Annotated in this window: 9 protein-coding genes; all 9 read right to left on the bottom strand. The window is 62.4% G+C overall.

Features of this window, described 5'->3' with window-relative positions:
* Positions 1–45: 45 nt before the first annotated feature.
* Complete coding sequence (locus ROJ8625_RS18440; protein WP_085793405.1) at positions 46–1017, bottom strand: helix-turn-helix domain-containing protein; 972 nt, start codon at positions 1015–1017, stop codon at positions 46–48.
* Between the two features lie 232 nt (positions 1018–1249).
* Positions 1250–2905, bottom strand: a complete 1656-nt coding sequence (locus ROJ8625_RS18445; RefSeq protein ID WP_159456813.1) for a mechanosensitive ion channel family protein — start codon at positions 2903–2905, stop codon at positions 1250–1252.
* Between the two features lie 15 nt (positions 2906–2920).
* Positions 2921–4360 (bottom strand): GntP family permease, encoded by a 1440-nt coding sequence (locus ROJ8625_RS18450; RefSeq protein WP_200813343.1) that lies wholly within the window; start codon positions 4358–4360, stop codon positions 2921–2923.
* Positions 4360–5406: a patatin-like phospholipase family protein gene (locus ROJ8625_RS18455; RefSeq protein WP_085793408.1), complete on the bottom strand. Its 1047-nt coding sequence runs from the start codon at positions 5404–5406 to the stop codon at positions 4360–4362. The genes ROJ8625_RS18450 and ROJ8625_RS18455 overlap by 1 nt, the downstream gene beginning before the upstream one ends.
* 132 nt (positions 5407–5538) lie before the next feature.
* Positions 5539–8655 carry an efflux RND transporter permease subunit gene (locus ROJ8625_RS18460; protein ID WP_085793409.1) on the bottom strand — a complete coding sequence of 1039 codons (3117 nt, stop codon included), beginning with the start codon at positions 8653–8655 and terminating at the stop codon, positions 5539–5541.
* Between the two features lie 7 nt (positions 8656–8662).
* Entirely contained in the window at positions 8663–10147 is a 1485-nt protein-coding gene (locus ROJ8625_RS18465) for an efflux RND transporter periplasmic adaptor subunit (protein ID WP_159456814.1), read from the bottom strand.
* Between the two features lie 97 nt (positions 10148–10244).
* Positions 10245–11333, bottom strand: a complete 1089-nt coding sequence (locus ROJ8625_RS18470; protein WP_085793411.1) for a patatin-like phospholipase family protein — start codon at positions 11331–11333, stop codon at positions 10245–10247.
* Positions 11330–11728, bottom strand: coding sequence for a DoxX family protein (locus ROJ8625_RS18475; RefSeq protein WP_085793412.1), 399 nt, complete (start codon positions 11726–11728; stop codon positions 11330–11332). The genes ROJ8625_RS18470 and ROJ8625_RS18475 overlap by 4 nt, the downstream gene beginning before the upstream one ends.
* Positions 11729–11798: 70 nt before the next feature.
* Entirely contained in the window at positions 11799–12452 is a 654-nt protein-coding gene (locus ROJ8625_RS18480; RefSeq protein ID WP_085793413.1) for a glutathione S-transferase family protein, read from the bottom strand.
* Positions 12453–12458 lie beyond the last annotated feature (6 nt).

Below are 12458 nucleotides of genomic sequence, written 5' to 3' on the forward strand. Positions count from 1 at the left end.
TACGTGCCCGAGTGCGGGCTCAGGACAAAGACAATGCGTTCCAGGTCAATTCTCGAGGGCGGTAAGCTCCGCGATCCCGGCACTATCGCGTGGGCTTACGCCGAAGCGCGCCTTGAATGCCCGCGAGAAATGCGATGCCGAGGCAAAGCCAACACTACGCGCGATGTGTCCGATCGGCTGATCCGGCGCCGCGCGAATGAGATCGCGGGCGCGGTCGAGACGGGCTTCGCGGATTGCGCTTCCGGGTGTGCTGCCCACCTCGGCAAAAAGCGCGTGCAAGTATCGCTGCGAGATTCCGAGGCTGCTTGCGAGTTTCGCCGGAGCGAAGCGAGGGTCTCCGAGCTCGGCGGCGATGCGGTCCCTGGCGCGGATCATCTGGGCGCGTTTTGCGGAGCTTTCTTTTTCGGACCCGTCGGTTGCGCTCGGAGCGACGAGACACATCGCCAGCAAATCGATGGCTTGGGTTGAAAGATGCGCCGCACGGTCGACGCTGCCGCCGATCGCTCCGATCTCCTGCGAGATCGACGCCATGAATCGGGCGACAATCGCCGGAAGACCGTGCCGCGTGTCGATCTGTCGACAGGTATAGAGACCCAGATTGGAAACGCGGCTCGACAACGCTTGGCGCGACACGCGTGCCACAAGCACGTCGATCTCCGATGGCTGGTCGAGGAGAAACGGCACCTCGCTGTCGATCAGGCAAAATGTACCGGCGCGTGCGCAGGCTGTGCGACCCAATTGTTGCAGGTGCATTTCGCCGCGCCGTGCGAAGAAACAGAAAAGATCGTCGCGCGCACTAAGCGCTGCGTGCGAGGCGCGCCGCTTGGCGGAGTTCGGGCTTGCGGCATAGCGGGTCAACGCAAGACCGGGCAGTTTGCCGTAGACGAGGGCCCCCCGGAAGTTCTGGGACCTTGGCAACTCGAGATCCACGGCGACGTAGTGATCCTCAACGACGGATCGCCAGAAATCCGCGCGCTCCGCCAGCGGTACGCTGTCCGTCGATACCAATCCGTGCATCCCCGTTTCCTCCCCGATGCGGCTCACACGCGTTGGCGCGGAAGTATCGCGGGTTTGGCTGTATCTTGAAAATACCGAAACGGGTGGGTGTCCATACGAAACAAGAATGTCGTCGCTCTGCTCAGGTTGACGCGCGTCACTTCAAGGCATTGCTCGACATAGGCAGATTGGAGTGCGTCAGGCGCCTAGTGCCTTGAGCAGGTGTGCCTGACGCTGAATTCCGGCGCTTTGCCTAGGCGGACAGTCGGTCCTCAGGCTGCTCACCGACGCGGTTGCCGTCGCGCGCAAGATAAAGCGTCTGGGACGGAAACGCGAAGCCTGGCGATGCGCCTTCGACAATCTCCATCATACGCAGCATCAGTTCCTCCTGGATTTCCAGGAATTGGTTCCAGTCGCTGGCGTGAATGTAGGCGAAGAGTTCGATGTCGAGCGAATGGGCCCCGAAAGAAAGGAGTCGCACGCGGGCAGGATCAGGGGAGACGCGCGGATGCTCAAGCAGCATCGATTTCAGATGCCCGAGCAATGCCCGCATCTGTCGTGGCGAGGTCTCGTAGCGCACGCCGATGGTATGGTGGAACCAGTAGTCGTCCCGGCGCGTGAAGTTTTCAAGGTGAAGCGACGAGAACTCTCCATTCGGAACTGTGACGATGGTCCGGCCCAGCGTTCGCACGCGAGTCGACCGAATTCCGATCTCCTCGACGGTGCCGTATGTCTCGCCGAAGCGGCAGAAATCACCGACGCGAACCGGCCGGTCGGCAATCAGCGTCACCGACCCGATGAGATTCTCGATCAGCTTCTGCGCACCGAACGCCAGCGCCAGGCCGCCGACACCCAGTGCCGCGAGGCCCGCTGTGATGTCCACGCCGAACGCGCGCAGGGCGGTTGCGGTGACGACTGCAACGATGACCGTTTTCAGGACTCGCGTGAGAAAGGTTACAGCCGAATAGGCGGTGATCGCGCCGCGGCGCGACATGCGGCCGAGCATGATCTCGGCGAGGACGTCAATGACGCGCCACAGAAACCACGCGGCCGAAACGAAGGCGGTCAGTTCGACGACCCAGCTCAACTGGTAGCGGGCGACAACGGACACGCCAAGCTGTCCTGCACCGAACGTGAAGATCAGCGCCGCGATGAACAGGCGCAGCGGCGGCTCGGAAATCGCAGCGAAGCGGGCAAGGCGTTCAGATTCGGACTTCCTGCCGACAAATCCGGTGACAAGGGCCCGGATGGCCGTCAACCCGTAGGCGAGGATGTAACTGATCGCCGCAAATGCCACGAGGAGAAGCCAGTCGCGGAGCGCGATGCCGCGAACGTCTGGGCCCGCGGGCAGGTTGCCAAGCATTGCCTGAAATCGCGCGAGACCGGACGCGTCGGTCGAGCGCCAGGAGAGGAGCGCATCGACTGATGCCGAGGACAGCACCCAGACTGGGATCTCATCCCGGACCACCTTTTCGGCGATCATCGGAACGGCGGAGTCGCCGCGACCGAGGCGTCCAACGCGCTCGCGATCCGCTGGCAGGCCGTCGTCGAGATCTCCTTCCGGCACGAGGCTGAGTTCGGTTGGGGGCACGAACTCGACGGCCGAATTCAATGTGCTCTCGATCCGGCGGATCTCCCACGACGCGATGTCGTTGGCTGCTGCGTCCGATCGCAGGAAGCGTCCGGCTTGTTCGAGATCACTTTCGCCTAACGCAGCGATCAGTCCCGTAACAAGACCTCGCGGCGTGTCGCGGCCCAGCGGGTCGGCTGCTGTCGGACTGGCTTCTTCCGCGCCAGCAGCGCCACCGAGCCCCGGTATCTGGGCCGAGGCGGCGCCTAGGAGAAGCAGAATGACGAGAGCCGTCGCCGCGGCGAAAGTGACGATTTTTCTGATAATTCCAATGCCCATGAGATGCACCATTTTTCAGAAGGACCCGAACACGGACCCGAGAAGGATCACGGCGATCAGTGACAGGATTGGGGCTAGGACAGCGACGACTGCGATGTCTGCATAGCTATCCTTGTGGGACAGACCGCAAATCCCGAGGAGCGTGATGACGGCTCCGTTGTGTGGCAGGCTGTCGAGACCGCCAGTGGCGATGGTCGTCACACGATGCAGCAGGTCCGGCGCAATGCCAGCCATCCGAGCTTGTTCGAGATACTGCGAACCGAGCGCTTCGAGGGCGATCGACATGCCGCCCGAGGCTGAGCCTGTTAGCCCGGCAAGAACATTGGTCGAAATCGCCAGCGACACGAGTGGCCCGCCGCCTATCGCATCAATCGAATTCGAGACCGCTGCGAACGCGGGCAGGGCGGCGACGACCGCGCCGAAACCCACGAGACTTGCGGTGTTGAGAATCGGCAAGACCGCAGCGTTTGCGCCATCACTCACGTCGCGACGCGGGGAGGCGAGCCGGTTCAGCGAGGTCGCAAGGATCAGGACGATTGCGACCGTCAGCGCGGCAATCACGGACCATAGACCACGCAGCTCGGAAATGTCAGTCGCGCCAAACTGATCCTCGGACAGGTAGCTCGTATCGACCGCCGGGAAAATATGAACACTCAAAGCATAGTTGAGTGCGATGACAACGACAATCGGCAGTGCCGCGAGCCAAAAAGGTGGGGCAGGGGAGGTTGCGGCGGGATTGATCTCGTTAAGATCAAAGCCTTCGTCCATGGCGAAGTCGCGCAGGTCTCCATCGATGGTCACGACGGAGTCATATGCCTCCCCATAGCCTTCACCGCGTGCTGCGGCGGCGCGCTTGCGGCGCTCGAGCCAGAGAAAGCCGGCTCCGCCCATGATGGCGGCGGCAATGAGACCGAGGCCCGGCGCGGCGAACGGCGTCGTGCCGAAATACGGCATCGGGATCGCGTTCTGGATGGCGGGTGTGCCAGGCAGGGCGGTCATGGTGAAGGTGAATGCGCCGAGCGCGATGGTCGCAGGAATGAGACGTTTCGGGATGTCGGCCTGCCGGAAAAGTGCCGCGGCCACCGGAAAGATCGCGAAGGCGACCACGAACAATGAGACGCCGCCATAGGTGAGAACGGCGCAGGCCAGCACGACGGCCGGGATGGCCTGGCTTGCGCCGAGCTTCGCGACGATGCCATTCGATATGGCCTTGGCGGATCCGCTCGCATCCATCAGGCGCCCGAAAATGGCGCCGAGAAGAAAGAGCGGGAAGTATGTCACGATGAAACCGCCCGCCGCGGGCATGAAGACCTGTGTATAGGTCGCGAGGCCGGGTGTCAGGGAGAAGGCTGCAGCGAGAAGTGCCATGACCGGTGCCACGACCAGCACGCTCGCGCCCTTGTAGGCAAGGAATATCAGTAGACCGAGGGCGAGGAGGATGCCGAAGAGACCCATCACTCCACCTCCTGAGCAAGGTCGATATTTTCACTCATAAGGTCTTGGATCATCGGACGTGGATCGAAGCTCGATCTGACTCCAATGTCCTGACCATGCGCCTCCAGGAACCGGTCAGTCTCGGCGCGTCCGCGTTCGAACAGATGCTGCAGATACGCCCATTCCGCATTGAGCTTGGACGACGGGGAATATTCGATCAGCACATCGTCGGCCTGTACATTGTGAAGGCGGACATCGGTTTCGCGTCCTCGGGCTTGGGCCGCGATCAATGCTCGCAACTCCTTCAGTAGCGAGGAGTTGAACGTGATTTCGTTTAACCGGTTGGCGATGTCGCGCGCCGTCCTCGGGATATCTGGCCGTCTGAACGGGTTGGTCTGGACGATGACGAGGTCGTGTGCGGACTCGAGTGCGATCAAAGGGAAGAGCGCCGGATTTCCGACATAGCCACCGTCCCAATAGGCTTCGCCGTCAATTTCGACCGCGCGGAATAGGTTGGGCAGGGCGGCCGACGCCAGAAGGGTTTCGACCGAGAGTTCAGGTTGGGTGAAGACGCGTGGTAGCCCAGTTCGGACATTCGTTGCGGTGATATATGTTCGGGGTGCCGCAGCGGCGTTAAGCGCCTCGAGGTCGAGATGACGCTCCAGGATGGGAGCCAATGGATGATGACCGGGCAGGCTGGATTGGTAGGGACTGACCATCCGACTCATGAGGTCGAGCATCCTGTATCCAGGATTGTCGTCGAAGGACCAGTCTCCAAGCATCCGCGCAAGAGGCGTGCGTTGGATCGGTGAAAAAGCGGCGCTCCGGCTGACCGAACGCCAGTAGCGCGCCAACGCCGCCCGCGCAGCCTCGGCTCCGCCGGCAGCGAGCCCCGCGGACAGGAAAGCCGCGTTCATGGCGCCTGCGCTCGTCCCGCTGACGGCAACGATGTCGAGATCTGGTTCTTCAAGCAGTCGGTCGAGCACCCCCCAGCCCATCGCGCCGTGCGAGCCTCCGCCCTGCAAGGCGACGAGAATGGGTTTCTTGGTCTTCGGTGTCGTGGTCATGTCGGTCTCCTCGAATTGTCCGCGCGGGCGTGCGAGGACAGTGCGCCCGCCGCAGCATGTCTGTTTCGGGGCTCCTGATGGGCCCTGTCGATCGGGAAAGAGCGCCCCGGCTGAAATTGCCGGGGCGCCGCGTCAGGCCGGACGGGGGGAGTCCGGCCGTGCCGCATCCGCAGAGGTCTGATCGGACGCGGTATCGGGATCGTCCTTTTGAGCCATTCGGAAAAAGAGCGAATAGAGGACCGGCACAAAACCTAGCGTGAGGATCGTGCCGACGCCGAGGCCCGCCGCCATCACCGTTGCCATTCCGTAAAACAGCGGGTCGTTTGACAGGATCAGCGGCAGCAGGCCCAGAATCGTTGTTATGGTTGTCATCAGGATCGGCCGCAGGCGGCGGCGCGCGGCCTCGATGATGGCCTCGTTTCCAATACGTCCCGCCTCGCGCTCGATGTCGATGCGGTCGATGAGCACGATCGCGTTGTTGAGGATGATGCCGGCGAGGCTCAGAAGCCCGAGGATCGGCATGAAGCCGAAGTCTGCGCGGAAGAGTCGCAATCCGAGCGCTACGCCGAGGACGATCAGAGGGACGGTGGCGAGTATGATCGCCGGCCGGCGAAACGAATTGAATTGTGCAATCAGCAACACGACCACGAGCGCGAGACAGAGGGGCATATTGGCCGCGAGCGCCGCACGTCCCTCGGCCGATTGCGTGAGGATGCCGTCGTATTCGATGCTGTGGCCGACTGGCAGGGTGGCGCGCAGCGCTTCGATGTCGTCCTCGATGATCGGCGCCATGTCCTCGGCGCCCATGAGCTCGGATCGGCCAGACACCGTGACGGTGCGCTCCAGCCCTTCGCGTTCGATGCGCGAATAACCCTGCGCTATTGCCACCTCTGCTACTTGCGCCAGCGGCACAGACGAGCCGTCCTGGGCGAAGACGGGCACGGTGCGCAGGCGGTCAAGATCGGTGCGTTCTGCATCAGAAGCTCGCGAGACGATGGGAATGACATCGTCCCCGTCGCGATATTGCGACACCGCGCGGCCCGAGAAAAAGCTCGACATCGATTGGGCCACGTCCGACGAGGTGACGCCGGCACGCCGGGCCCGGACCTGGTCAACTTTGACTTCGAGGCGCAGGATACGGTTTTCCCAGTCCTGATGGATGTCGCGGGCGCCGGGGACGGACCCCAAGATTTCTTCCAGTTGCGCCGCAGCCCGGTAGACAAAGTCCCTGTCCGGTCCCTTGATCTGAACCTCGATCACCGAACTGTCTGTTGGGCCGAGAAACATCGTCGTGACACGCGAGGTGAAGTCCGAGAAATTCGTTTCGAGATGGCTGCGCAATTCCTCGACACCACGCGCGACGTTCTCGCTCTCGTCGACATTCATCACCAGAACCGCGCGGTTCGGCGCCGGATCGATCGGCGTGAGCGACAGAACGAACCGTGGACCGCCATAACCGACATAGGCAGCCGTGTCCTCGAGCCAGTCGAATTCGTCGTCGGTGAGAGTCGGCAGGAGCTCCTCGACGGCGTCCTGCGTAGCGTCGGCGGTCACGTCCGTTGGCAGGTCGAGATAGGTTATGATCTGAGCACGGTCCGAACCGGGAAAGAACTTTTGCGGCGCGGTTGCGATTCCCGCGATCCCGCCGACGAGCCCACACACCATCAGAGCCACAAAAATCCAGCGATGGGACAAGACTTGGCCTATGAGGCGCGCGTACCCGTCGTTCAGGGGATCGAACATGCGTTCGTAGAACGGGCGATCCGCACCTTCCGCCGGCTCGCGCGCAGCGAACTTGTGCGACAGTATCGGCGTCACGGTCATCGCAAGCAGCCATGAGATGGAGAGCGTGATCGCGATCACGAGACTGATCGAGCGAGTGTATTCGCCCGAAACGTGGTTCGCCAGCATCAGCGGCAGGAAGACGAGGATGGTTGTCGCCGTCGAGGACAGGAGCGGCAGTTGCATTTCCGATCCGGTCGCTTCGAGCGCTTCATCTCGCTCCGCACCTTCCGACAATCGGGTCTTATAGTCCTCGGCGACCACCACGCCCGCGTCCACCAAGAGCCCCAGAGCGATCACAAGGGTCGCGAGGCTCATTCTTTCGAGCGGCAATCCCATGAAGCCCATGACAGCAAGTGTCGAGAGCATCACGATCGGCACGATGGCCCCCACGATGAGCCCTGTGCGAAGCCCGAGCAGACACACGACGACGGCCAAAACGATCCCGAGCGTCTGCAGTACGTTGATCGACACGCCATAAACGGCCTTCTCGACCTGCTCGGCCTGAAATGTGATGGTGCCGATCTCGTAGCCGAGCGGCAGACCCGTCTCGATCTCATCGAGTTTGTCGGCGACCCGCGGGCCGAATTCGAGCACGTTGCCGCCATCCTGCATGGCCACCGCGAAGATTATCGCGGGCTTGCCCTGGTAGTAGGCTGCTTGCGTCACAGGGTCGGCGAGAGTGCGCTCCACCGTCGCGATATCGCGCAACGGAATTGTACCGCCGCCCGGGACCGGGATTAACGTCTCCGCGATCTGCTGCACGTTACGATAGTCGCCGGTGGGCTCGATCAGGAGTGTCCGGTAGCCCAGGTCGACCTGCCCGCCAGGTCGGATGATGTTCTGGCTCGACAGTGTTTGCGCAATCGCTGCGGGTCCGATCCCGAGCGCGGCTAGTCGTGAAGAGTTGGTCTCGATATAGACCCGTTCTTCGCGCGCGCCGGAAATGTCGACGGCCTTCACGCCATTGACCGTGTAGAGTTGGTCCCGTACGTGGCCTGCCATTTCTGACATCTCGGCAAGCGTGTGATCCTGCGACGTTAGCGTCGCTGTTACGACCGAGACGTCGCCCACGTCATCGGTCACCACCGGTGGCTGGGTGCCGTCTGGCAGCGAGGTGGACGCACGCTCCACCTCCGCGCGCAGCCCGTCCCATATCTGATCGAGATCGAAGAAACGGTCATAGACCTCGACATGAATGATTGAGGCGCCAGCGGTGGAGGATGAGCGGATCTCCTCGACCTCGGGCATGGTTCGGATTGCGCGCTCCAGCGGTTTGGTGACGAGGTTTTCAATCCGCTCGGGCGGAAGTCCCGGATATCGAGTCGTCACGATGGCTTCGCGGATGGTGATCTGGGGATCCTCTTGCGCCGGCAGCGTGAAGTAGCTGTAGGCGCCGAACCCCATCAGTACGGCGACGAGGAAGAAGGTCAGTCGCTGAAATCGGAAGGCGAGACGGGTCAGCATAGCATCCTCACATGTCGTAGCGGGCAATGCCGACGCCCTGGAGCGCCACTGCCGCGCCGTCAGAGAGAACGGAGACCCCGCGCGTAACCACCACGTCCCCGGGTGTCAGCCCATCCGTGACGATCGCCAGTTCTCTTTCGACTGTCGCGACCGCCACCTCGCGCAGACGCACGACACCTGCGGAAGGGTCGAAAACGAAGATGTGCGTCTCCGAGCCCTCACCCGGACGGATTGCAGCGAACGGTACCGCGACTGCATTTTGCGGGGCAGCGTTTCCACCGAACCGAAAATGGACCTCCGCGCTGAGACCGGCCCGGGCCGAGCCGTCTGCATCGAGAATTTCGAGCGTAACCGGAAAGCCTGTTTCGGCGTTGGCCCGGGCACCGATCTCGATCAGCTCGGCCGTGACCTGTTTTTCATGACCGTCGAGCAGTTCCGCCTCGTGACGGGTTCCGAGTTCGAGTGCGCCGATGAGCGTTTCGGGAACCACGACATCGATCTCGGCGCCGCCGTTCAGGCTTTGGATCTCGAACACGGGCTCACCAACGCGGACGAGTTGCGCGGGCTCGACGCTTCGCTCGGCGACACGACCGGCATAGGGCGCGGTCAGCCGGGTATCCTCCAGCCGGTCCTGGGCCTGCTCGACGCCCTTGCGCGCGACCTCGAGCCGAGAGCGCGCGCTGTCGAGCGCTGCGGCGGCATCCTCGAGCCGTGCCTCGGCAGCCACGCCGCGATCGAAGAGCTGTTCCTGACGGGCATACTCCTGCCGGGCCTCTGCGAACATGGCCTCGGCCTCGATCAGCGCCGCTTGCCGCTCGTCGAGTTGAAGTTGCAACGTGCGCGTGTCTATCGTCGCGAGCACGTCGCCACGTCCGAACTCGTCGCCGATGCGCACAAGTACGCGATCGACTCGGCCATCGACCTCGAAGCCGAGCGGCGCGCTCTCGGCGGCGGTCACCGTGCCCGTGAGCGTGCGATGTGATGACCCGTCATACGGCGCCGCCTCTGCCCAAGCGACGGGCCGGGCGGGCGTATCGGCGGCGTCTGGCTCGTCCGGGGTCGTCGGCGGCGCGTAGGCAACCGCATTTGTGTCAGCTACGGCGGCGAGACGGCTCCCGGCGGCGGCGATGGGTGGATAAACGGGGGCTGAGAGCACTGCACCGCGAGCCTGGGAATTGGTCGCTTGTATGATGCCGGCGACGAGGATCACCGCTGTGATGCCGTGCGCGAGCCCAACGGCCGAGCCGAGGCTGCGCGACACAACGACTATTCGCAAGACAGGTAACCGCGGCAGCGCGATGCCGAGGAAGACGAGAAGAGCAAGAGAACCGCCCACACCAAGTCCTACAAGACGTGCGTCGTTCCCCGAAAAAGCCGCCATCGCGCTTGCGCCCAGGGCAGTCGAGCAGGCCAACGCAGCAGGCAATCCGGCTCGGAATGCGAACAGCATGGCGCCCAAAAGCGCTGCAACGGCGATAAGTGTCACGGGCATGAGCCGTCTCCGGTTGCTTGTATGAGCAGCGAGATAACGCGGCGTTTGACGTGAAATAAGGAGCGCGCCGGGAAGGCGGTGTTTCGTATTTGAAACGCTACCGCCAAGCATCTCCTGATGTGGCGCGCGTGTATCCGTAGCGATAGAGCGGTCGCATGTAGTCGAGTGAGAACCGCTCGGAGGCATCGAACGGGACGTCGAAATCCGGTCCGACCGCAGCAACCTCAAACGCCATCCCGGTGCGCTCGGAATAGCGCCGCGCACTTTCCGTGGTCTGTCGGGCCGAGGCGCGGACCATGCTGCTGAATGTCGCCTGCATGATCGACAGAGCTCGGCGCGGGACCGCGTTCTGTGTCGGCGAAAGCGTGTTGTTGATCACGAGGTAGAGGCTACCGCCGGATCCCGCAGTCGCGGACAGGTTCCGGAACGCCGCATCCGGCACGGCAAGCAGCTGCATGTTTACGCCGCCATCCACATGGGCTTCCGATAGCGCGCCGCGCTCTGTGGAGAGCCGGATACGTACGGGTGGAAAGACGCCAGGGATACTGGCGGAGGCAAGCGTGACGGACCGGAACAGATCTATCTCGCCGGCCGCGGCGATTGCGCCCATGTTCCAGATCCAGGCCCGGCCCGTGTCCAGGTTCGACGTCACGACGAACATGCGAGCGCCACTTGCGTGCCGTGCCGCAATCCGTTCCAGAAGTGCCTCGTCAATGTAAATGTCGAGCAATTGGCGCATGGGCTCGGAGTCGAAGATTGCGTCTTGTACGATTCCACCCGGAAACCGCGAGCGCAGGATGTCGCCCTGATCATGGGTGGTATAAATGCGTCGTAGGACCCGGTCTTCCGACGCACCTACGAAGGCAAATGGTGCGATCAGTGCGCCGGTCGAAACGCCAGTGACCAAGTCAAAATCCGGTCGCTTTCCGGTCGCAGACCAGCCGTTCAGAAGACCGGCTCCAAACGCTCCGTCCTCGCCGCCGCCCGATAGTGCGAGTATGGTGGGACGTTTCCGCATGACCGAAAGATCGAGATGGCGCCGCCAGATATCGAACGACGCATCAGCGGGCAGTCGGTACTCCGGAATGACTTGCCCGCGCCGCTCACGCGGTAGAAGTGTCGGGCCCGGGGCCGCCGAACAAGCGGCGGCCACGAGTGGTGCGGCGAGAAAGACTCGTCGTTTCATTGCGGCCTCTTCAGCCACAAGACCGCGCCGGCGAGGATCAAGAGGACGAGTGCGGGAACCGCCGTACCGCCGATCAGAAACAGGTGTGTGAAGATGGCTCCGAACATAATCACGGCGATCGTGGCCGCCCCGATGAAGGCGGTCGCCGGAATGGCCACGAGCACGGCGGCAACGACCTCAAGCCCGCCGGTGATCCATCGCAGCCACTGACCCTGGCCGATCTGGTCGAACATCTGGACCATTGCTTCTGTCGATGCGAGCTTCTGGCCGCCCGCGGCCAGGAAGGCGAGAGCCAGAAGGGCTTGAAGACCCCATGTGGTCCAGGTCAGCCAGCGCGGGGTTGAGTTGCCGGTGACGGGATCGGTGCCGGATGTGGATTGTGTCGATAACTTCATGATATTTCTCCTTTTGGTTGGTGCAATTGTCCTCGGTCCGCTTGACTGACTTTGTCTTACAGCTCGACAGCTAGGCCGCCTTACGTCGTGGCAGTCGGCTCGGATCCATTCTGGCGGGAACTTCCAGCCCCTTGCGAACGGCCCGACGTGCATCGACCCGATCAAACCATGCAAGGAGGTTGGGCGTCTCCGCGAGCGTATATCCCGCTGCGACAGCGATCTTGATCCATCCGTAGACCGCGATATCGACAATCGAATACTGTTCGCCGAGGAAATACTCGCGACCCGAGAGCATACTGTCGCAGACTTCCATCAGCCGATCGCCCTCGGCTTCGTACCTACGAATGCCGTATGGAACAGTCTCCGGTGCAAGAAACGAAAAATGCATCCTCTGTCCGAACATCGGACCGATCGATGCCGAGGCGAAGAAAAGCTTCTGCATTCCGTCCCAATACGACGCCGGCTCACTCTGGTCGGGAAATAACTGACCCGATCGCTGCGCGAGATAGAGTAGAATAGCCTGGCTTTCGTAGATCGTGACGTCCCTTTCCCGGTCGACCAGGATCGGGATTTTCGCGTTAGGGTTTTTTTCTCGAACCGCGGCCTCGAATTGTTGTCCTTTCGACAGATAGATCGGATGCACCGAATAGACGTAGCCGAGTTCTTCAAGTGCGATTGAGACTTTGTAGCCGTTTGGTGTGGCGTGAGTGTAGAGATCGAACATTTGCAA

This window comes from Roseivivax jejudonensis (assembly GCF_900172265.1).
In the GTDB taxonomy this organism is placed as follows: Bacteria; Pseudomonadota; Alphaproteobacteria; order Rhodobacterales; family Rhodobacteraceae; genus Roseivivax; species Roseivivax jejudonensis.